We start from the raw sequence: 20,146 nt of genomic DNA, 5'->3' as shown, positions 1-20,146 counted from the left end.
GTACGCCGCCCGCCCTCCGCCGTTCCCGCCCGCCCTCTACCCGTAACCCGCAAGGATGAGAGCCATGTTGCAGTGCACCGCCTTCAGTGAACTCCCCGACATGGGCGCGCGCATCGCGCTGATGGGGCTTGAGGACCTGCCCGGCCATGAGGTGGAGGCGCCCGACCTCGACACCTTCCTGCTCTGCGAACTCGGCGAGCACGCCGAGGCGGCCGAGCACGCGGCCCAGCTCTGGTCGGCCTCGCCCAGGGCCGGCCGGGAGCTGTGGATGTTCTGGCTCGACGGCGAGGAGCGCCGGACGTTCCGGTTCGCCGAGCTGCTGCCGTGCCCGGCCGTCATCCACCGGCTGTCCGTCAAGGAAGGCGAGGCGTGCGTGCTGTACGACCGGCACCCGGGCCCGCACTCGTGGGACGTGGTGGACCCGCTGGCCGACCTGATGGCGGAGCGCGTACGCGACGAGGTGCGACGCGAACGCGAGGGCGGCGGTGGCGAGCGGGGCGGCGGGGGTGGGAAGGGCGACGGGGACGAGAAGGGCGATGGCCGGGACGGCGGCGGGGGCGGGGAGGCGGGTCCGGGCGAAGGAGTCTAGGACCTGTCCGCCGAAGACCGCGCTGCGGCGGCGGCTGACCCCGCCGCGTCCACCCCGTGGGCCCACGGAGCTGGAGACCGGCCCGGAGCGGGGAGCGCACGTGGAGCGCACGGGGCAGATCTCGCCGTGCGTTCGGCCTCACATGCGGCGAGGCGCTCGGGTTCCGCGCAGTCGAAGGCGACCTGGAACGCCCTGATCTCTGGCATCGGGGCGCCGCCGTACCGCGTGCCAGGGGGCCTCGCCGCTCCGTAGGGCCTGCCTGTGCTTCCCGCCGTGCGTACGGTCAACTCGTATATCTCATATGCCATTTGCATGTGCGTTTTCCGAACAGACCCACCCGGACCGGGCTAGGGTCACGTACATCTCAGGTGAAGGAGACAGGGATGGATCACGATCTTGATGAACTGAGGCGCATCGGCGGCATTTTGAGCGAAGCGCTCGCCCTGCTCGACGGCGAGCACCAGCGCCTCTCCGACCTGTACGACGGGAAGGGCGACTGGGACAGCGTCGCAGGCGGTCCGAGGCAGACGATTCTCGGGCTCGGGGAAATGGTCGGTGGCGTGCGGGAGAGCATCAACCACATCGCTCTGCACGTCGGCTTCACCGTGCTCGGTATGGAGAAGCGGGCCGTGTTCTCGCGCGGACGACTTCAGATGGAGCCGCTCTGCGTCCCCTCCGGGACCGATCGCATGGCGCGCCCGCTCGGCGAGGCCGCCCTGCTGCTGCTCCGCGAACTCGACGGCTTCTACGCGGACGACTTCGGGGGCCGGATCGACAGGGCGCTCGCCGCCCCCGAGGCGACGTACCCGCCGGCCGACTGGGACGCGTACGCCAGGGCGCTCCGGATCGAGGCGGAGGCGAAGGCGCGGGCGGAGGACGAGGCGAAGGCGCGGGAAGCGGCGCAGGCGAACCCCGGCGGCGCGTGAGAGCGGCCCTCGCCGGGCCGGGCCTTGCCGCGTCTCGCCGGCCGACAGGTGCGCAACCGCAAGAAGCGCGGCTGGCCCTGCTGATCACGCCAGGCCAGTGGGGCGACAGTCCGCAGCTGATCCCCTTTCCAGGACTTCTGCCTGCTGCGTGAGCTCTGCCGCGATGCTGTCCCAGTCCGGACCGTGCAGCCACAGGTTCTGCGCGGCCTCCCGAAGTAGAGCCGGTTCGTCGGGCCTCTGCAGCAGCACGAGGCGATAGGCGAGGTTGCGAATCCACACCGGGAGCCGGCCGTCGACCAGATTCGGGCAGAGCTCCCGCAGCGTCGACAGAATCGCGTCCGCATCGGCGAACGTCAGCTCTTCGACGAAGTAGTGCTCGCGGTGCTCCTGACCACACGCCGGTGTCGGACGGTACTCATCTCCGTAAAGACACCGGGCGTGCTCGGCCAGCGTGTTGTGCATGCGCTGCAGCCTACGACGTCATGATCCGCCGGACAGAACCTAGGAGGACTTGAGGCCGAGGGCGTTGCGCACGCCGTTGGTCAGCGTGCCGACTCCGGTGCGCAGGGCGAGGTAGTCGAGTGCGCTGCCCACTCCGCGTGCGGCGAACCTGAACGCCCTGACCAACTGCTCTTCCATCGGTTGCTGCTCTCCCTCGGTGGTACGTCGGCTCCCTGTATGACGCATCTACCGCCTGGCGGGTTGCTCCGGCCGCTTGTTCCGGCCGTTTCCCGTTTCCCGTCTGCCGTCTGCCGTCTGCCGTCTGCCGTCGCGCTGGGGCGGTTCGGCGGCGCGCGGATATCTGCCGATCGGCAGATGTGCGGTCCCACCCCTGCGCGACAGCCTTGACCCGTCGTACCGGATACCGGACGCCGCCGCAGAGGCGAGCGGAGAGCGGGGGCCCACCATGCCGAACACCGTGACCGACGAGACGCCTGCCGGGGAGGGGTCCCCGCCGAGCGCCGAGGACCGCCACCGGCGTCGGGAGCCGGGCGGAAGCGCGTCATCGGGCCTCCGCGAGGGGCCGGGCCCACGCCGATGGCGGGGCTGGCCGGGTTGGTCGGCCTGGCCGGACTGGTCCGGACGCCTGGCGGTCGTATGGTCCGCGCTCTACGGGGCGGCGGCCCTGTACTGGGCGTTCGGCGGGGACGGCTTCCCCTACGAACGGGTCCACGAGGACCGCTCCTCCGGGTCGATCCTGGAGCCGAGCCGGGCCGAGATCGTCGCCCCGGTGCTGTTCGTGTTCTGCGCGCTCGGCGTGGTCGTCGGCCTCCTCATGCTGCGGAGGGCGGGGACCGGCCGGGCCCGCACGGCTCTGCTCGCCTACGGGTGGACGGCCGGGATCGCACTGGCCCTCCTGATCCCCGACTACTCGCTGCTCGGGCTGCTGGTGTTCTCGCCCGTACTGCTCGTGTTCGCCTTCACCGGGGTGCCGGGCCCGCAGGACATGGGCGACATCCTCTACTGGCACCGGGGGAACCTGCTGATCGTCTTCGTCGGCGGACTGCTCTGGGCCGCCGCGACCCTCGCGTACCGACGGCGCACCGCCGGGCGCTGCGTGCACTGCGGTCGCGCCCCGCACGGCCCCGGAGCCCGTACGGACACCACGGACACCGCCGGGCTGCGCAGGTGGGGCCGGCGGGCGGTGCTGGTGGCGGTGGTCTCGACGCTGCCGTACGACATCACCCGTATCGCCTGGTACTTCGACCAGCCTCTCGGGATCACCGAGGAGTTCCTCCGGGAGATGCGGGAAACGCCCGGGATGCTGGAGATCGGACTCGCGCTCGGAGTCGTGTCGACCCTCGGCAGCCTGTTGATGCGCGGGCTGGTCGCCCGGTGGGGCGAGGTGTGGCCGCGCTGGGTGTGGTGGAAGAAGGGGCGGACGATCCACCCGGCGACCGCCGTCGTCCCCGCCGCGCTCGTCGCGGTCGCGCTCATCCCCGCCGGACTGATGGCGGCACGCGCCTTCGACCCCGTCTCGTGGGGGATCGTCGGCCCCTCGATCCTGTGGACGGTCTGGGGCGTTGCGCTGGGTGCCGCCACCTGTCTGTATTACCTGCGCCGCCGAGGAGTGTGCCGCCGCTGCGGCCGGGGGTGAACGGCGGCGCGCCCGTCGCGTCAGGGGGCGGACGCTGCGGGACGGGCGTCGCGGGGGTGCAGCGGGGCGGGCGTCGTCGTGGGGCGGGTGTCGTCGTGGGGCGGGAGTTTCCCGGCCCACGACGACACCCGCCCCTGCTGCCTGCCGGCTTCGTCAGCTGAGGCAGAACTCGTTGCCCTCCGGGTCGGTCATGACGACCCAGCTTCCGCCCTGCTCGTCGAACGTGCGGCCCTCCCGTGCCCCCAGCGCCACCAGTCGCTCCGCCTCCGCGTCCCGTCGGCCCGGCGCGGAGTGCACGTCGATGTGCAGCCGGTTCTTCCCCGTCTTCGGCTCCGGCACCCGCTGGAACAGCAGCCTCCGCCCGTGCCCCGTACCGCTGACCTCGTCGTACGGGTCGTCCGGGTGCCGGGCCGCCGCGAGATCGCGCCAGGCTCTGCGGCCGTGCGCGTGGGTGGTGGCCGCCTCGGGAACCGCGCCGGCGCTGAGCAGCCGTTCGATCAACGGGCTGTTGTCCTCGACGACATAGCCCAGGGCCTCCGCCCAGAACCCGGCCTGGGCATGCGGGTCGGCGCTGTCGATCACGAGCTTCCAGGAGAGTGTCTGCGTCATGACACCGTTTATAGTGGTTACATGAGTGATGATGCAACGGACACGCCGGAACCGGCCGAGCGGCGACCCGGGCAGGGGGGTCCGCGGAGCCGGTCGGAGCCCGTCGGGCCCGCGCGGTCTCCCGGACTGGTGCTGCGGCATCCGGACGGGAGCTCGTTCCGGTTCGATCCGGGGGCGCTCTGCCTGGAGTTGCTGCCGACCGGGGGGCCGGGGCCGCTGGCGTACTTCGAGGTGCTGCGCGACCCGGCCGACCTGGTGCGCTGGGCGGAGGAGAGCCGACTGCCCGGGGGGCTCGGGCCGGGGGGCGCTTCCGGTCCGGGGGCGGGGGATGCTCCCGGACCGGGTTCCGCTTCGGGTTCTGACTCAGGTTCCGCTTCGGGTTCTGATTCGAGTTCCGGTTCGGGAGGCGCTTCCGGTGGGGGGAGCGCGCTCGTCGTGAGTGCGGCGGAGGTGGTGGGCGCGCGGGCGTTGCGCGATGCGTTGTGGCGGCTGGTGGAGGCGCGGGTGGCGGGCGAGCGGCCCGCCCCGGACGACCTCGCCGTCCTCAACGACGCGGCTGCGCACCCGCCGCTGACGCCCCGGCTGACGGCGGACGGCACGTGGGCGTGGGGGCCGGGCGGAACCGGGACCGGGCTGCTGTCCACCGTGGCCCGCGACGCGGTGGACCTGTTCACCGGGGCGTACGCCCACCGCATCCGGGTCTGCGGCGCGCACGACTGCCGGCTGCTGTTCGTCGACACCTCCCGGCCCGGCAAGCGCCGCTGGTGCTCGATGGAGCGGTGCGGCAACCGCCACAAGGTCCGCGCCCACCGGGCCCGGAACAGCGCGGCCGACGCGTGAGCACCGATGGTCAGGGTCCCCGGATGACACGGCTGAAGATCGAGATATCCGTCCCCGCAAGCCACGCCGAGGCGGTCATCCACTTCCTCCCGCTGTACGAGCCGTAGGGCACATCCAGCGGATCATGACCGGGCCCGCCGCCCTCGCCCTACGCCTCGCGGGCTGCGGATGAGGGTGCGGGTGCGGGCACGGACGAGGGGCAGGCCGGGCAGCCGTGCCCGTCGATCGCGTTCAGCAGGCGGGCCGCCGCCCCGCGCACGGACGGGGCGGAGGGTCCGGCGGGCGCGGAGGCCGTGCGGGGCGGGGCCTCGGCCAGGCGTGCGGCCGTCGCCCGGCCCGCCGCCACCGCGTCGTGCGCCGCCCGGGTCCACGCCGGGTGGCCGTCGTTCCCGGCGGCCAGGATCGTGGCCAGCAGGTCGAGGACGCCCGCCCGGTCCCGGACCGTGTCCGTACCCGCCAGCTCCCAGAGGAACGGAACCGTCGCCGCCGTCGAATCGAAGACGGGCGGGGTGCCGATCCAGCGCCCCAGGTCACCCAGGGCCTCGTCCGCGTTCGGGGCGTCGCCCCACGCGATCCGCGACAGCACCACGGGGACCTGGGACGCGGAACCGTACGCGTGCTGCAACTCGTGCCATCGCACGTTCCTCATGGCCCCCAGGACAGTCCCCATCCGGGCACTCAATCAGCCTTTGCGCACGGCGTCCACCATGTCCGGGAACCGGTCCGGGGACCGCTCCGACGACTGCTCCGGAGGCCGTGCGGCGGAGTGCCCCGTTCCGTGCAGCCGCCGCAGGTACTCCCGTACGGAGCGGGCGTCGTCGGCCGGGACGCGGAGGCCCACATGGTGGTCGGGCCGGACGACCACGATCGTGCCCGTGCGCGCACCGGAGGCCGCGCCGCCCGCAGACGCATCGGCGCGTGCGGAGGCTCCCGTTCCGTACGCGGCCGCCGCGTGGCCCTCGGCGTCGATCACCGCGCAGCCGGGCGGCCCGGCTTCCGCGCCCGTGCGGCCCTCGTGCCGATCTGCGCTCTGCTCCTCGCCCTGTTCCTGGCTCTGTTCCTGGCTCTGTTCCCCGGCCCGGTTCTCGCCCCGGTCCTCGTCCGCCGCGTACACCCGGCAGGTCCGTACGCCCGTGCCGCCGTACGTCGCCGCCACCTCGTCCAGTACCGCCGCGCTCCCGGGGCCGAAGCCGAGGACCGTGGTGCGGGGGCCGGCGAAGACGCGGTGCAGCCGGGTGCCGGCCCCGGTCGCGGCCTCCGTGCACGGCGCGTCCGGCGCACGGTCACCGGCCTGCGGGCCCTCGTCGGCGGTGAGCGGGGCGCCGGTGGGGTGCGTGACGGTGGCGGGGTGCGTGCGGTCGGGGTGCGTATGGGCGTCGGGATGCGTGCTGGCGTCGAGGTGCGTACGGTCGGCGGCCAGGGAGCTCCAGCGGTAGCCGACGCCCAGGCCGGTGGTGTCCGCCGTGATCGCCGAGTCCAGGCCGCCGCCCGGTCGGCGGATCGCCTCCAGCGTGGCCCGCAGCCGCTCCGACGTGAGGTCCAGCGTGCGGGCGGCCACCGGAAGGCGTTCCTCCTCGTACGTGTCCAGCAACTCGGGGTCCGCCCGGCCCGCGAGCACCTCACCCAGCTTCCAGCCGAGGTTGAACGCGTCCTGGATGCCGGTGTTCATCCCGAGGCCGCCCGCGATGGCGTGCACGTGCGCCGCATCGCCCGCGAGGAAGACCCGCCCCGCGCGGAAACGGTCCGCCATCCGCACGTTGACCCGGTACGTCGACAGCAGCTCGGCCCGCGTGAGGGCCTGCCCCGGCAGCCCGGTGTGGTGGGCGAGCAGCCGCCGGAACCCGTCGGCGGTCGGCGCGAGCGGCCGTCCCCGCCCGTCCCGCTCAGGCCCGGACTGGAACCACCAGCCCGTCCGCGTACCGGGGATCGGGCAGAGCATCACCGCGCCGTCCTCGTCGAACCACTGGTGCCACAGCCCGCGGTCCAGGGCGTCCTCGGCCAGCTCCACATCGCCGCAGACCATCACCTGGTCCTCCCGGGTGGTCCCCTCGAACCCGATGCCGAGCAGCTTCCGTACGGAACTGTGCGCGCCGTCGCAGCCGACGACGTACCGCGCCCGGAGGGCCGCCTCCTCGCCCCGGCGGTCCTCGGCGAACGTGACGACGACACGGCTTGCCTCGGCATCGGCTTCGGGTCCGTCCTCGGCTTTGGCTCCGGCTTCGGCGGGTGTGTCCGGGGGCTGCGTCAGGCCCACGACCTCGCGGCCGAGTTCGACTCGTACGCCGTACCCGGCCAGCCGCGCCCGCAGGATCTCCTCCAGCCGCCACTGGGCGACCAGCCACGCCCGGTCGTACGCCGCGTCCGGGGACGGGGCGGAGCCGGCCCACGGGTCGGCCCGCGCGACGGGGGCGCGGTCGCGGTACTTGAGCATCGGCAACGGGGCCGAGCCTGCGGCGAGTACCGCCTCCGCCACCCCGAGATCGTCCAGGATCTCCAGCGACCGGGGGTTGGGGCCCTTGGCGCGCGAGGTGCGCGGGGGAGCGGGGGACCGGTCCACGATCCGCACGGCGATCCCGCGCCGAGCCAGATCGCAGGCCAGCACCAGCCCGGTGGGCCCCGCTCCCACGACGAGTACGTCGGTCACGTCCGTGCTGGTGACCGTTCCGGCACCCCTGTCCGCATCCATGGCTCTCCCTCGCTCGCGTTCTCCCGGTGTCCGTACGGAACCAGGAAAACGCAACCGAGTAAGAAAAGCAACTAGGTAATCTTTTGTTGGGCGGGGTTCGGGGCTTCGGTCCCGGCCGTCGTCGCGGCTTCGGGTGCCTGGGTCGTCGTGCCTCCCAGCGGCGCCGCGTCGCTGGGCAGGATCGCCGCGTCTCCGGGCAGGATCGCCGCGCCTTCGGGTGTCGGGGTCGCCGTCGCCGGTGCGGCCGCGGCCGTCGCCAGCAGCTTCACCGCCAGCGCCCGGTTGCGCCGGGCGGTCCGCAGCGCGTCCCACGTCAGCAGTGACAGCGCCAGCCAGACCAGGGCGAAACCGGCCCACCGCTCGGGCGGCATGGACTCCTTGAAGTAGACGACGCCCAGCCCGAACTGGAAGATCGGGGCCAGGTACTGGAGCAGCCCCAGCGTGGACAGCGGCACCCGGACCGCCGCCGCGCCGAAGCAGATCAGCGGAATGGCGGTGACGATGCCCGTCGCGGCGAGCAGGAACCCGTGTCCTGTCCCGCCGGCCGTGAACGTCGACTTTCCGGTGGCGGCGAGCCACAGCAGGAAGCCGAGCGCGGGCACGAAGAGCACGGCGGTCTCGGCGGCCAGGGACTCCAGGCCGCCCATGTTCACCTTCTTCTTGACCAGGCCGTACGTGGCGAAGGAGAACGCCAGCACCAGCGAGATCCAGGGCGGCCTGCCGTATCCGATCGCCAGGACGAGGACGGCCGCCAGGCCTGTGGCGACGGCGACCCACTGGACGGGCCGCAGCCGTTCGCCCAGCAGCAGGACGCCCATGGCGATGGTGACCAGCGGATTGATGAAGTAGCCGAGCGAGGCCTCGACGACCTGGCCGTTGTTCACGGCCCAGATGTAGAGGCCCCAGTTGACCGTGATCGTCGCCGCCGCGACCGATATCAGGGCGAGTTTACGCCGGTCGCGGACCAGTTCGCCGATCCACGCCCAGCGGCGTACGGCCAGAAGCGCGATGGTGACGACGCCCAGGGACCAGACCATCCGGTGGGCCAGGATCTCGATCGCCCCGGACGGTTTGAGCAGCGGCCAGAACAGGGGGACCAGGCCCCACATCACGTACGCGCCGATTCCGTACAGCAGCCCTGCCCGCTGTTCGTTCTTCCCCTCCACCGTGTGCCCTCCCTGGCGGCCCGCCCGCGTCGGCCGATCCGCCGACGGCATGACGGTAGCGCCGGAAGGGTCTCCGTGTCATAGCCGTCTCATGGAAACGCTCATGACACGCGCGCCGGGGCGCGGGGCGCGTCTCGCGCGGCCCCGCACCCCGGCGCACGGGGCGCGAGTCGCGGGGGTGCGGGGCGCGCGTATGGGTGTGGGCGCGGCGGGTGTCCGGACGTCCGGCCGCCCGGTCGGTGCGCGCGGAGAGGGCGGGGAGGGCGGCGGACGGCCGGGGCCTCCCGGGGAGGGGCCGGTTCGCTTCAGTTCGCGGCGGCCAGGGCCGTGCGTACGGTCTCGGCGAGGGGCGTCGTCGGACGGCCGATGAGGCGGGCGAGGTCACCGCTCGTCCCCGCCAGGCGGCCGCGCTCGATCGCCGCGTCCACGTCGACGAGGATCGCCGCGAAGCCCTCGGGCACGCCCGCGCCGACCAGGATCTCCTGGTGCACGGCGGCCGGAACGTTCCTGTACGCGATCTCCTCGCCGGTCAGCTCCGACAGCAGCGCCGCGTACGCGGCGAGCGGCCAGGCGGTGTCGCCGCTCAGCTCGTACGCGGTGTTCAGGTGGCCGTCGCCGGTCAGCACGGCCGCCGCGGCGGCGGCGTAGTCGGCGCGCGACGCGGAGGCGATCCGGCCCTCGCCCGCGTTGGAGACGACCGCGCGGTGCTCCAGGACCGGGGCCAGGTTCGCGGTGTAGTTCTCCGTGTACCAGCCGTTGCGCAGGAACGTGTACGGCAGCCCGGAGTCGAGGACCAACTGCTCGGTGGCCCGGTGCTCGTCGGCCAGCGTGAAGTCCGCGTCCGGCCCGCCGAGGATGCCCGTGTACGCGAGCTGCGCGACGCCCGCCGCCTTCGCCGCGTCGATCACCGCGGCGTGCTGCGCCACGCGCCGGCCCACCTCGCTGCCGGAGATCAGCAGGACCCGGTCGCCGGAGCGGAACGCCCCGGCCAGGGTCTCGGGGCGGCTGTAGTCCGCGATGCGCAGCTCCACGCCCCGGGCGGCGAGGTCGGCGGCCTTCTCCTTGTCGCGCACCACCGCGACGACCTGCTCGGCCGGGACGGTGGCCAGCAGGTCATCCACGACGAGGCGGCCGAGCGCTCCGGTGGCTCCGGTGACAACGATGCTCATGGGGGGTTCTCCGATTCGGGATGGTCCACTTCTTGCTTCGTTCACAACCCTAAGGGAAGCGCTAACTCAGAGAAAGTACCCACTTTGAAGTAAGGTACTGGCATGGTGGTAAGTGCAACGGGAGGTCTTCGGCAGCCCGGACGCGTGTCCGGAGAGCCGCAGTGCCCGTCCCGGCTGATCCTGGAACACGTGACGAGCCGCTGGGGCGTGCTCGTACTGGCGGCGCTGCTGGAGCGTTCGCACCGCTTCAGCGAACTGCGCCGCGAGGTGGGCGGGGTCAGCGAGAAGATGCTCGCCCAGACCCTGCGGACCCTGGAACGCGACGGGTTCGTGCACCGGGACGCCAAGCCGGTGATCCCGCCGCGCGTGGACTACTCGCTGACCCCGCTCGGCGTCCGGGCCGCCGAACAGGTGGTGGCGCTGGCCTGCTGGATCGAGAGCCAGGTGGACACGGTGGAAGCCGCCCGCACGGCGTACGACGAGACCAGAGCCTGAAACGCCGGGCCGCCGGGCCGCCGGGCCGCCGGGCGGCCGAGCCGCCGGGCCGCCGGGCCGCTGTGGCGTTGCGGCCGGGGTGTGCCCAGGCCGGAGGGTCGTCACTCGCCCGGGCCCGGGGGCGCTGCATCAAGGGGCGGCCACCCACCCGAGGCCCGGCGCAGCTCCATCGAGGCAGCCACACGCACCGGGGCCCGGATCCGATCCGCTGAGGGATCAGATCCGGGCCCCGGTGGGATGCCCCGGACGGCTCAGCCGACGACCGTCCAGGTGTCCGTGCCCGCCAGGAGCGCGCCGAGGTCGCCTTTGCCGCTCTGCTCCACGGCGGCGTCCAACTGGTCCGCCATCAGCGTGTCGTAGACGGGCCGCTCCACGCTGCGCAGCACCCCGATGGGGGTGTGGTGCAACGTGTCGGCGTCGGCGATCCGGGACAGCGCGAACGCCGTCGTGGGCGATTCCGCGTGCGCGTCGTGGACCAGCACCTGCGAACGGTTCTCGTCCGTGACGGCCACGACCTTGAGGTCACCGGTGGCCGGATCGCGGACGACGCCCTTGGGCTCCTGGGAACCGAAGAGGATCGGCTGTCCGTGTTCGAGCCGGATGACGGCCTCCGCGGCCTGCTCCTTGTCCTTGAGGACCTCGAACGCGCCGTCGTTGAAGATATTGCAGTTCTGGTAGATCTCCACCAGTGCTGTGCCCGGGTGCTCGGCGGCGGCGCGCAGCACGCTGGTGAGGTGCTTGCGGTCGGAGTCGACGGTCCGGGCGACGAACGTCGCCTCCGCGCCCAGCGCGAGCGAGACCGGGTTGAAGGGCGCGTCGAGCGAGCCCATCGGCGTCGACTTGGTGATCTTGCCCAGCTCGGAGGTGGGGCTGTACTGGCCCTTCGTCAGCCCGTAGATCCGGTTGTTGAACAGCAGGATCTTGAGGTTGACGTTGCGGCGCAGGGCGTGGATCAGGTGGTTGCCGCCGATGGAGAGCGCGTCGCCGTCACCCGTGACCACCCATACCGACAGATCGCGGCGCGAGGTGGCGAGCCCGGTCGCGATGGACGGGGCGCGGCCGTGGATGGAGTGCATCCCGTAGGTGTTCATGTAGTACGGGAACCGGGAGGAGCAGCCGATACCGGAGACGAAGGTGATGTTCTCCTTGGCGAGGCCCAGCTCCGGCATGAAGCCCTGGACGGCGGCGAGCACCGCGTAGTCGCCGCAGCCGGGGCACCAGCGCACTTCCTGGTCGGACTTGAAGTCCTTCATGGACTGCTTCGCCTCGGCCTTGGGCACCAGCTGCAGCAGGTCGTTGTGGTGCAGTTCCTCGGTGTCAGGCATCGATGGCCTCCTTGAGGGCCGTGGCGAGCTGCTCCGCCTTGAACGGCATTCCGTTGACCTGGTTGTAGCTGTGGGCGTCCACCAGGTACTTCGCTCTCAGCAGCATCGCGAGCTGACCGAGGTTCATCTCCGGGACGACGACCTTGTCGTAGCGCTTCACCACCTCGCCGAGGTTCTTCGGGAAGGGGTTGAGGTGGCGCAGGTGGGCCTGGGCGATGGACGCGCCGGAGGCACGCAGACGGCGCACGGCGGCGGTGATCGGCCCGTACGTCGAGCCCCAGCCGAGCACCAGCGTCGCCGCGTCGGCCGGGTCGTCGACCTCCAGGTCGGGGACCTCGATGCCGTCGATCTTGGCCTGCCGGGTGCGGACCATGAAGTCGTGGTTGGCCGGGTCGTAGGAGATGTTGCCGGTGCCGTCCTGCTTCTCGATCCCGCCGATACGGTGTTCGAGCCCGGCCGTCCCGGGGACGGCCCAGGGGCGGGCCAGGGTCCGCGGGTCGCGCTTGTAGGGCCAGAACACCTCGGTGCCGTCGGCCGCCGTGTGGTTCGGGCCGGTGGCGAACGGCGTCTTCAGATCGGGCAGCGTGTCCGTCTCCGGGATCCGCCAGGGCTCGGAACCGTTGGCGAGGTAGCCGTCGGAGAGCAGGAACACCGGCGTCCGGTACGTCAGCGCGATCCGCGCCGCGTCGATCGCCGCGTCGAAGCAGTCGGCCGGGGTGCGCGGCGCCACCACCGGAACCGGGGCCTCGCCGTTCCTGCCGTACATCGCCTGGAGCAGATCGGCCTGCTCCGTCTTGGTCGGCAGACCCGTCGAGGGGCCGCCGCGCTGGATGTCGACGATCAGCAGGGGCAGCTCCAGCGAGACCGCGAGCCCGATGGTCTCCGACTTGAGCGCCACACCGGGTCCGGACGTCGTCGTCACCGCCAGCGACCCGCCGAACGCCGCACCGAGAGCCGCGCCGATCCCCGCGATCTCGTCCTCGGCCTGGAAGGTCCGCACACCGAAGTTCTTGTGCCGGGACAGCTCGTGCAGGATGTCCGAGGCCGGGGTGATCGGATACGACCCCAGGTAGAGCGGCAGGTCCGCCAGCTGCCCGGCGGCGATCAGCCCGTAGGACAGCGCCAGGTTCCCCGAGATGTTGCGGTACGTCCCCGTGGGGAACGCCTGCGAGGCCGGGGCGACCTCGTAGGAGACCGCGAAGTCCTCGGTCGTCTCCCCGAAGTTCCACCCCGCCCGGAACGCCGCCACGTTCGCCTCGGCGATCTGCGGCTTCTTCGCGAACTTGGCCCGCAGGAACGTCTCCGTCCCCTCGGTCGGCCGGTTGTACATCCACGACAGCAGGCCCAGCGCGAACATGTTCTTGGAGCGCTCGGCCTCCTTGCGGGGGAGCCCGAACTCCTTCAGCGCTTCCAGCGTCAGCGTCGTCAACGGCACCGGGTGCACGTTGTACGCCTCCAGCGAGCCGTCCTCCAGCGGACTGGTCGCATACCCGACCTTCGCCATCGGCCGCTTCGTGAACTCGTCGGTGTTCACGATGATCTCCGCGCCGCGCGGCACGTCCGCGATGTTCGCCTTCAACGCGGCGGGGTTCATCGCCACCAGCACGTTCGGGGCGTCACCCGGGGTGAGGATGTCGTGGTCCGCGAAGTGGAGCTGGAACGAGGAGACGCCCGGCAGAGTCCCCGCGGGAGCGCGGATCTCGGCGGGGAAGTTCGGCAGGGTGGACAGGTCGTTGCCGAACGACGCCGTCTCCGACGTGAACCGGTCACCCGTGAGCTGCATGCCGTCACCCGAGTCACCCGCGAAGCGGATGATCACCCGGTCCAGGCGGCGGACTTCCTTCCCGTCGCCGCCCGTGGTGCCCGTCGTACCTGACAGGGGGGCTCGCTGGCCCCCGAGGGCGGCGGCATTGGCCTCATCGGCCTTCTCCGCCGCGCTACTGACCTGGCTCGTCACTGAACTGGACCTCCCTTGGGGCGGCTGTTCGGAACCGTCCGGCCAGCCGGCGATCCCAGAGGCCACCCTACGTCCGCGTACGGGGCCTTCCAGGGATCGATCATATGGTGGACGCTGTTTTGAGACACCCTTTTCGCTGGTTCTGTCATGTTTTACGGGCCCGTAGGACGGGTGACGGAGGGGACTGCCCCCTGCGCCTTTGGGCCTAGGTCTCGACCTGGCTCTGCCCCCCCGCCTTCTCCATCTCCCGAGTGTCGTTCTCCCCGCGTCCCGCTCGATCAAGAGGTGCCCACGCGGCGGACGGCGGACACCCCGGGGCCCCCGCCGTGCTCCCGAAGCGCTCCCGCAACACCACCGCACCTCCGTGACACCCGGCGGACGCCCCCGGTGGGCCCACCCGGCGTCCGCCCGGGGCGGGTCCGGCCGGCGTCCGCCCGGTGGGCCCGTCCGGCGAGTCCGGCCGGTGTCGGCCCGGTGAGCCCGTCCGGTGAGTCCGCCCGGTTTCGGCCCGGCGAGCCCGTCCGGCGGGCCCGTGGTTTCTGTTCGACGCTTCCGGGGCCCGTGTCCCGCCCAGCCTCCGTATCTGACAGGGTGTCAGATTTCTAGGTGTTCAGATAGGTCAGTACGGCGAGGACGCGCCGGTGGTCCCCGTCGCTGGGCGAGAGCCCCAGCTTCAGGAAGATGTTGCTGACGTGCTTCTCGACCGCCCCGTCGCTCACCACGAGCTGCCGGGCGATGGCGGAGTTGGTCCGGCCCTCCGCCATCAGACCGAGGACCTCCCGCTCGCGCGGCGTCAGCCCGACCAGCACGTCCTGCTTGCGGCTGCGGCCCAGCAGCTGAGCCACCACCTCCGGGTCCAGCGCCGTGCCGCCCCCGGCCACCCGGACGACGGCGTCCACGAACTCCCGGACCTCGGCCACCCGGTCCTTCAGCAGATAGCCCACCCCGTTGCTGCTGCCCGCCAGCAGCTCGGTCGCGTACCGCTCCTCCACGTACTGCGAGAGGACCAGCACCCCGACGTCCGGGTAGTCCTTCCGCAGCCGCACCGCCGCGCGCACCCCTTCGTCGGTGTGCGTGGGCGGCATCCGGACATCGGCGACCACCACATCCGGAAGCGCCTGCTGGGCGTCGAGCTCCGCCACCTTCTTGAGCAGCGCCTCGGCGTCGGCGACCCCGGCGACCACGTCGTGCCCGAGGTCGGTGAGCAGCCGGGTGAGTCCCTCCCTGAGCAGGACCGAATCCTCGGCGATGACCACACGCACCCTGTTCTCCACGTTCTGCACGACTGCGAGCCCCCACTGTTCCGAATACGCCGCGCTCTCCGCGACCCCGTACGCACCGCGCCCGACCACTGCGCGTCACGCCCCGACCGCCCAAGCATCCCAGGGAAGGGCAACGGCCGGGCCGGCCTGTGGATAACCACGGCCCCGGGCCCTCTTCGTGCCCGCCCAGCAGGGAGAGGCGGGCACGAAGAGGGCGGCGGTACGGGTGCGGGTCAGCCCCGCCAGGGAAGCTCGGCCGTGACCGTCGTCGGGCCGCCCGCCGGGGAGTCGACCACGAGGACCCCGTCCACGGCGTCCAGACGCTCGGCCAGCCCGGCCAGACCGCCGCCGGACTCCGGTGACGCCCCGCCCCGGCCGTTGTCCGTGACCTGGAGCATCAGCCGGTCGGCCGCCCGCCACACGTCGACCGTCGCCCGGGTGGCCCGGGAGTGCTTGCTGATGTTCTGGAGCAGCTCCGAGACGGTGAAGTACGCGATGCCCTCGATCGCCTGCGCCGGCCGTGTGTCCAGGTCCACCGAGACCTGGACCGGGACTGTGCAGCGCGAGGATATGGAGGAGAGTGCGGCGTCCAGGCCCCGGTCGGTGAGGACGGCGGGGTGGATGCCCCGGGCCAGGTCGCGTAGCTCCTGAAGCGCCACCTTCACCTCGCTGTGCGCCTCGTCCACCATCCGGGCGGCGGCCTCCGGGTCGTCGGTCAGCTTCTCCTTCGCCAGGCCCAGGTCCATGGCGAGGGCGACCAGCCGGGCCTGGGCCCCGTCGTGCAGGTCCCGCTCGATGCGGCGCAGGTCGGCGGCGGCCGTGTCCACGACCACACCCCGGTCCGACTCCAGCTCGGAGACCCGGGTCGCCAGCGTGGACGGGCCCAGCAGCCCGGTGACCATCAGGCGGTCCACCACCAGCAGCCCGCGCACGATCCACGGCGCCGCCATCACCAGCACCAGTCCGATACCGCCGGCCACCGCCAGCTCGAAGGGCGTGTCCAGATACTCCCGATGGGTCTCGTCCCCGTACAGCTGGATTCCGCCCTGCCCCCCGAACAGCGGGAAGAGCCAGAACCACAGCGGATACGTCAACGCGGTCAGGCCGGTCGACCAGACCGTGATGGCGACGACGAACGTGAACGTGGACCAGGGGAAGTGCAGCAGCGTGTACAGCAGGTGGCGCCAGGAGACCCCGCTCTTGAGGATCGACCCCATCCACGACATCGCGCCGCCGGTCTTCCCCCGCACCCGCTCCGGGTCATCCACCTCCACGCCCAGCAGAGCGCGCGCCCGGTGCCGCTCCAGCACGCCGAAACCCCGGCAGAAGGCGAGCCCGACCGCCAGCACCGGTATGCCGATGAAGGTGACCAGCAGGCCCGCGCTCATCGACACCATGGTGATCGAGAAGCAGAACATGACCGTGCTGAGCGGGAAACTCAGCAGTGTGTAGAGCAGCTCGCGCCAGGTGCGGCCCTCCAGGGGCGCGCGCAGCGGAGCCGGGAGGAAACGTGTCACCGGAGCCTTCGCTCCGAAGCCCGGGCCGGCACCCCGATGCTCCCGGTCCCGCGTGTCCGGTCCGTATGCCATGGCCATGAGTTCCGTCCGTTCCGTTTCTGTCTCTGTCTCAGTCTCAGTGGGCTGTGCTCGGGCTGCGCTCGGGGTACGAGGGCCGCGTGTGGGGGCGGCTCACTGTTCTTCCTCAAGGGTGCTGGCCAGTGGCTTTCCGCACCATGGGGCCCTTCTCCGTATTCGACCGGGGGTTTTCCCCACCCCGGTACTCGGGCCCCCAGGGGTCCTGCGATCGGAAGGTGCTGCGGCCACAGGCCCCGCGAGCGGGCGGTCGGAGCCTCGGACGCGCCAGGGCGGTTCGGCGGTGACGGTCGTCGGGCCGCCCTCCGGAGAGTCCAGGACGAGCCGGGCGGCAACCGCTCGGGGCCGCCGGGGGAGGGCTCATGGTCATACCCCCAGCCTGCCGGGCCGGACCCGCGCCCACCATGGGGCTCATAGGCGGGAGTGAAGGAGGGATAACCCCACCTGATGTCCGACGCGGCTGCTTACGCCCCCTTTAGCAGGCCCTAGACTCCCGTGCGTACAGAACTGGCCCAGGGGACGGCAAGGACGGAACGGACCCGTGGGACGGCACGGGCAGGACCGGCCCGTGGGACAGCACGGACGCGCGGGACAGACGCGGACGACGAGGGAGTGAGGGGCGGACGTGGCCGACGTGACGGACATGACCGGTGCGGCGGACGGATTCACCGCACTCGCCGCCCCGGAGTACTTCCGGGGCTACTCCTTCATCGGCCTGCTCGCCGTGATCGGCGTCCTGTTCGTCGCCGTGGCCTTCGGGGCCGGGCGACTGCTGCGGCCCGTCGTCCCCACCCCGGAGAAGCTGCTCACCTATGAGTGCGGCGTCGATCCGGTCGGTGAGGGCTGGGCACACACCCAGGTCCGCTACTACGTCTACGCGTTCCTCTACGTGATCTTCGCCGTCGACTCCATCTTCCTGTTCCCGTGGGCCACGGTGTTCGCGGCGCCCGGATACGGGGCGACGACCCTGGTCGAAATGTTCATCTTCCTCGGCTTCCTGGCCGTGGGACTGCTCTACGCATGGAAGAAGGGCGTCCTCGCATGGGCCTGACGAGCCGGCCGACCCCCGCGTCGCAGGAGCCCGCGCCCCCGCCTCCGGCTCCGTCGCCATCCGGTCAGCGGGCGCCTTCCGCGCCGTCGCCGTCGTCCGGCGCGGTCCCGCTCCCCGAGCCCAAGCGCCTCGGCGTGCTCTCCCGGCTCGCGCCGGAGCCCATGAAGGTCGTCCTCAACTGGGGCCGCCGTTACAGCCTCTGGGTCTTCAACTTCGGACTCGCCTGCTGCGCCATCGAGTTCATCGCCGCGTCCATGGCGCGCCACGACTTCATCCGGCTCGGCGTGATCCCGTTCGCCCCCGGTCCGCGCCAGGCCGACCTCATGATCGTGTCCGGCACGGTGACCGACAAGATGGCCCCCGCCGTGAAGCGGCTCTACGAGCAGATGCCCGAACCGAAGTACGTCATCTCCTTCGGCGCCTGCTCCAACTGCGGAGGCCCCTACTGGGACTCGTACTCCGTGACCAAGGGCGTCGACCAGATCATCCCCGTCGACGTCTACGTACCCGGCTGCCCGCCCCGGCCCGAGGCGCTGCTCCAGGGGATCCTCAAACTCCAGGAGAAGATCGCGCGCGAGTCGCTCGCCGAGCGGTACGCCTCCGTCGCACCCGGCGGCGCCCCGTCCACGGCCGCCCTGCGCAGCGGCCTGGTCACCGCGCCGAAGCCGCCTGCCGACCCGGCCGATCCCGCCGATCCGGTCGAACCGGCCGATCCGGCTGATCCGTCTGGTCCGGCCCGTCCGGCCGACCCGTCGGCCACGGCCGCCACGCCGGACACGACGCCCGACGAGGAGGGTCCGCGATGAGCGACCAGGACCCGCACGCGGCGCCCGCGCCCGACGCGGCGGATACTCCCGACGCGCCCGCTCCGGCCGATGCCGCGGAGCCGGCCGTTCCGGCGGAGCCCGCCGTTCCGGGGGAGGCTGCTGTTTCGGCCGAGGCGTATGACCGGCTGCCGGACGCGGTCACCGACCTGTTCGGCGACGAGGCCGCCGCGGAGTCGGCGTACGACCTGCTGACCGTCGACGTCCCCGCCGCGACCTGGCTCACCGCGTTGCGGACCGCCCGCGACGAACTCGGCTGCACCTACTTCGACTGGCTCAGCGCCGTGGACGAACCGGGCGTCGGTTTCCGCGTCTGCGCCCACGTCGCGGCCCTGGGCACGGGGTCGGTACGGCGGCTCATGGTCCGGACGACCGTGCCGCACGGCGCGGCCGTCCTGCCCAGCGCCGTCGACGTGTACGCGGGCGCCGCGTGGCACGAACGCGAGACGCACGAGATGTTCGGCGTGGCTTTCGACGGCCACCCCCACCTCGTTCCGCTGCTTCTGCCGGAAGGTTTCGAGGGCCACCCGCTGCGTAAGGACTTCGTCCTGGCCGCGCGGGTCGCCAAGGCGTGGCCGGGGGCGAAGGAGCCGGGGGAGCCGGCGGACGGCCACACCGGGCCCAAGCGCCGCGCGATGCTTCCGCCCGGAGTGCCCGACCCGAATGAGTGGGGGCCCCTGAAGGGCCAGCTCCCCCCGGCCGCCGCCCGTCCGGCCCGCGCCGCCCGCACGGCGGCCGACCGCCCGCTCCGCCGTACCCGCAGCGCGAGCGAGGGATCGGCGGCCCAGCGCCCCACGCCTACGGAGGCGGAGACGCGTACCGAGACCGGTGCCGGGGCGCAGGCCCCTGCGGCGACCGGTCCCGAGGCGCGCACGGCGACCGGTCCCGAGGCCCCCGCGACGCCGCCCGCGACCTCGCCGACGCCGGGCGGTGCCCCGACGCCGGGCGGGACCCCGGCGGCTCCGCCGCGTCGTTCCCGTTCCGCTTCGGGTGGTTCGGCTAGTCAGCGCCCCGCACCGGACGAGTCGCCCGCGCCGGACGAGTCGGCCGCGCCCCCGGCGGCCCGGCCGCCACGCCGGTCCCGTTCCGCCTCGGACGGTTCGGCCAGCCAGCAGCGACCCGCCGACGGTCCGGCGGAGCCCCCGTCCGCCCGGGCCCGGCGTTCCCGTTCCGCTTCGGGTGGCTCGGCCAGTCAGCGTTCGGCGTCGACATCGGAGGCGGATGCCCGCGACGGGGCGCAGAAGCCTTCGACCGACCCGCCCGGCGGCACCCCGAGGCCCCCGCGCCGCGTACGCAGCGCGGACGCCCCGTGGCATGACGCCCAGCCGGCGTTCGACGAGCCCGACCCGGGCGGGCCCACCGCCGAGCCCACAGGCGCGCGCGACTCCCGACCGGAACGCACCGACCCGGCGCAGCCCGATCCGGAACGCCCCGATCCGGACCACGCCGAACCGGAGAAGCGCCCCGCCCCGGACCACGCCGAACCGGAGAAGCGCCCCGATCCGGACCACGCCGAGCCGGAAAAGCGCATCGCCCCGGACGGCCCCGCCCCCGACC

At 72.5% G+C, this 20,146-nt stretch carries 19 protein-coding genes; 8 read left to right on the top strand and 11 right to left on the bottom strand.

Annotation, left to right across the window (positions count from 1 at the left end; all coding sequences use genetic code 11):
- The first annotated feature begins 64 nt into the window (after nt 1-64).
- Both IF19_RS0117750 and IF19_RS0117745 read left to right on the top strand, forming a co-directional pair.
- Nucleotides 65-589, top strand: coding sequence for a hypothetical protein (locus IF19_RS0117750; RefSeq protein WP_030112889.1), 525 nt, complete (start codon nt 65-67; stop codon nt 587-589).
- A gap of 383 nt (nt 590-972) precedes the next feature.
- Nucleotides 973-1,515, top strand: coding sequence for a hypothetical protein (locus IF19_RS0117745; protein ID WP_050493941.1), 543 nt, complete (start codon nt 973-975; stop codon nt 1,513-1,515).
- Nucleotides 1,516-1,599: 84 nt separating this feature from the next.
- On the opposite strand, the gene IF19_RS0117740 is transcribed toward IF19_RS0117745, so the two are convergent.
- Nucleotides 1,600-1,977, bottom strand: coding sequence for a hypothetical protein (locus IF19_RS0117740; RefSeq protein WP_030112887.1), 378 nt, complete (start codon nt 1,975-1,977; stop codon nt 1,600-1,602).
- Nucleotides 1,978-2,016: 39 nt separating this feature from the next.
- Entirely contained in the window at nt 2,017-2,154 is a 138-nt protein-coding gene (locus tag IF19_RS1000000137690; protein ID WP_169749617.1) for a hypothetical protein, read from the bottom strand.
- Between the two features lie 268 nt (nt 2,155-2,422).
- Between IF19_RS1000000137690 and IF19_RS0117730 the strand changes: the two genes are divergently transcribed.
- Nucleotides 2,423-3,613, top strand: a complete 1,191-nt coding sequence (locus IF19_RS0117730; RefSeq protein ID WP_030112886.1) for a hypothetical protein — start codon at nt 2,423-2,425, stop codon at nt 3,611-3,613.
- A 153-nt stretch (nt 3,614-3,766) separates the two neighbouring features.
- Here the strand turns inward: IF19_RS0117730 and IF19_RS0117725 are convergent, their stop codons facing one another.
- On the bottom strand, nt 3,767-4,222 hold the full coding sequence (locus tag IF19_RS0117725) for a VOC family protein (protein WP_030122086.1): 456 nt from the start codon (nt 4,220-4,222) through the stop codon (nt 3,767-3,769).
- Between the two features lie 129 nt (nt 4,223-4,351).
- Between IF19_RS0117725 and IF19_RS0117720 the strand changes: the two genes are divergently transcribed.
- Nucleotides 4,352-5,062: a CGNR zinc finger domain-containing protein gene (locus tag IF19_RS0117720; RefSeq protein ID WP_030112884.1), complete on the top strand. Its 711-nt coding sequence runs from the start codon at nt 4,352-4,354 to the stop codon at nt 5,060-5,062.
- A gap of 148 nt (nt 5,063-5,210) precedes the next feature.
- Here the strand turns inward: IF19_RS0117720 and IF19_RS0117710 are convergent, their stop codons facing one another.
- From IF19_RS0117710 to IF19_RS0117695, 4 genes are all read right to left on the bottom strand, one after another.
- Complete coding sequence (locus IF19_RS0117710) at nt 5,211-5,732, bottom strand: hypothetical protein (protein ID WP_032747179.1); 522 nt, start codon at nt 5,730-5,732, stop codon at nt 5,211-5,213.
- A gap of 12 nt (nt 5,733-5,744) precedes the next feature.
- Nucleotides 5,745-7,748, bottom strand: a complete 2,004-nt coding sequence (locus tag IF19_RS0117705) for an FAD-dependent monooxygenase (RefSeq protein ID WP_050493940.1) — start codon at nt 7,746-7,748, stop codon at nt 5,745-5,747.
- 71 nt (nt 7,749-7,819) lie between these two features.
- Complete coding sequence (rarD, locus tag IF19_RS0117700) at nt 7,820-8,914, bottom strand: EamA family transporter RarD (protein ID WP_030112881.1); 1,095 nt, start codon at nt 8,912-8,914, stop codon at nt 7,820-7,822.
- Between the two features lie 305 nt (nt 8,915-9,219).
- Nucleotides 9,220-10,083 carry an SDR family oxidoreductase gene (locus tag IF19_RS0117695; RefSeq protein WP_030112880.1) on the bottom strand — a complete coding sequence of 288 codons (864 nt, stop codon included), beginning with the start codon at nt 10,081-10,083 and terminating at the stop codon, nt 9,220-9,222.
- Nucleotides 10,084-10,185: 102 nt separating this feature from the next.
- Between IF19_RS0117695 and IF19_RS0117690 the strand changes: the two genes are divergently transcribed.
- Entirely contained in the window at nt 10,186-10,578 is a 393-nt protein-coding gene (locus IF19_RS0117690; RefSeq protein WP_030112879.1) for a winged helix-turn-helix transcriptional regulator, read from the top strand.
- 251 nt (nt 10,579-10,829) lie between these two features.
- Here the strand turns inward: IF19_RS0117690 and IF19_RS0117685 are convergent, their stop codons facing one another.
- The 4 genes from IF19_RS0117685 to IF19_RS0117670 all read right to left on the bottom strand — a co-directional run bounded on the left by IF19_RS0117685 (nt 10,830) and on the right by IF19_RS0117670 (nt 16,717).
- A complete protein-coding gene (locus IF19_RS0117685) occupies nt 10,830-11,903 on the bottom strand; it encodes a 2-oxoacid:ferredoxin oxidoreductase subunit beta (protein ID WP_030112878.1) in 1,074 nt (357 codons plus the stop codon).
- Entirely contained in the window at nt 11,896-13,860 is a 1,965-nt protein-coding gene (locus tag IF19_RS0117680) for a 2-oxoacid:acceptor oxidoreductase subunit alpha (RefSeq protein ID WP_030122091.1), read from the bottom strand. The genes IF19_RS0117685 and IF19_RS0117680 overlap by 8 nt, the downstream gene beginning before the upstream one ends.
- Before the next feature lie 602 nt (nt 13,861-14,462).
- The gene (locus tag IF19_RS0117675; RefSeq protein ID WP_030112876.1) at nt 14,463-15,122 is read right to left on the bottom strand and encodes a response regulator transcription factor; all 660 of its coding nucleotides are present in this window, start codon (nt 15,120-15,122) and stop codon (nt 14,463-14,465) included.
- Nucleotides 15,123-15,355: 233 nt separating this feature from the next.
- On the bottom strand, nt 15,356-16,717 hold the full coding sequence (locus IF19_RS0117670; RefSeq protein ID WP_030112875.1) for a sensor histidine kinase: 1,362 nt from the start codon (nt 16,715-16,717) through the stop codon (nt 15,356-15,358).
- A gap of 640 nt (nt 16,718-17,357) precedes the next feature.
- Between IF19_RS0117670 and IF19_RS0117665 the strand changes: the two genes are divergently transcribed.
- The 3 genes from IF19_RS0117665 to IF19_RS0117655 all read left to right on the top strand — a co-directional run.
- A complete protein-coding gene (locus IF19_RS0117665; RefSeq protein ID WP_030112874.1) occupies nt 17,358-17,765 on the top strand; it encodes an NADH-quinone oxidoreductase subunit A in 408 nt (135 codons plus the stop codon).
- The gene (locus tag IF19_RS0117660) at nt 17,756-18,571 is read left to right on the top strand and encodes an NADH-quinone oxidoreductase subunit B (protein ID WP_234313245.1); all 816 of its coding nucleotides are present in this window, start codon (nt 17,756-17,758) and stop codon (nt 18,569-18,571) included. The genes IF19_RS0117665 and IF19_RS0117660 overlap by 10 nt, the downstream gene beginning before the upstream one ends.
- On the top strand, nt 18,568-20,146 hold a 1,579-nt coding region (locus tag IF19_RS0117655), incomplete at its 3' end, for an NADH-quinone oxidoreductase subunit C (RefSeq protein WP_106974959.1). The genes IF19_RS0117660 and IF19_RS0117655, both read left to right, overlap by 4 nt.

Source organism: Streptomyces californicus (assembly GCF_000717645.1).
Classification (GTDB): domain Bacteria; phylum Actinomycetota; class Actinomycetes; order Streptomycetales; family Streptomycetaceae; genus Streptomyces; species Streptomyces californicus.
This window is presented reverse-complemented; position numbering and strand designations above follow the sequence as displayed.

What these genes read in the sequence shown, in the direction of transcription:
- IF19_RS0117660 (WP_234313245.1), top strand. Translation starts at nt 17,756, where the DNA reads ATGGGCCTGACGAGCCGGCCGACCCCCGCGTCGCAGGAGCCCGCGCCC.
- IF19_RS0117710 (WP_032747179.1), bottom strand. Translation starts at nt 5,732, where the DNA reads ATGGGGACTGTCCTGGGGGCCATGAGGAACGTGCGATGGCACGAGTTG.
- IF19_RS0117750 (WP_030112889.1), top strand. Translation starts at nt 65, where the DNA reads ATGTTGCAGTGCACCGCCTTCAGTGAACTCCCCGACATGGGCGCGCGC.
- IF19_RS0117695 (WP_030112880.1), bottom strand. Translation starts at nt 10,083, where the DNA reads ATGAGCATCGTTGTCACCGGAGCCACCGGAGCGCTCGGCCGCCTCGTC.
- IF19_RS0117690 (WP_030112879.1), top strand. Translation starts at nt 10,186, where the DNA reads ATGGTGGTAAGTGCAACGGGAGGTCTTCGGCAGCCCGGACGCGTGTCC.
- IF19_RS0117670 (WP_030112875.1), bottom strand. Translation starts at nt 16,717, where the DNA reads ATGGCCATGGCATACGGACCGGACACGCGGGACCGGGAGCATCGGGGT.
- IF19_RS0117685 (WP_030112878.1), bottom strand. Translation starts at nt 11,903, where the DNA reads ATGCCTGACACCGAGGAACTGCACCACAACGACCTGCTGCAGCTGGTG.
- IF19_RS0117725 (WP_030122086.1), bottom strand. Translation starts at nt 4,222, where the DNA reads ATGACGCAGACACTCTCCTGGAAGCTCGTGATCGACAGCGCCGACCCG.
- IF19_RS0117745 (WP_050493941.1), top strand. Translation starts at nt 973, where the DNA reads ATGGATCACGATCTTGATGAACTGAGGCGCATCGGCGGCATTTTGAGC.
- IF19_RS0117730 (WP_030112886.1), top strand. Translation starts at nt 2,423, where the DNA reads ATGCCGAACACCGTGACCGACGAGACGCCTGCCGGGGAGGGGTCCCCG.
- IF19_RS1000000137690 (WP_169749617.1), bottom strand. Translation starts at nt 2,154, where the DNA reads ATGGAAGAGCAGTTGGTCAGGGCGTTCAGGTTCGCCGCACGCGGAGTG.
- IF19_RS0117740 (WP_030112887.1), bottom strand. Translation starts at nt 1,977, where the DNA reads ATGCACAACACGCTGGCCGAGCACGCCCGGTGTCTTTACGGAGATGAG.
- IF19_RS0117705 (WP_050493940.1), bottom strand. Translation starts at nt 7,748, where the DNA reads ATGGATGCGGACAGGGGTGCCGGAACGGTCACCAGCACGGACGTGACC.
- IF19_RS0117665 (WP_030112874.1), top strand. Translation starts at nt 17,358, where the DNA reads ATGACCGGTGCGGCGGACGGATTCACCGCACTCGCCGCCCCGGAGTAC.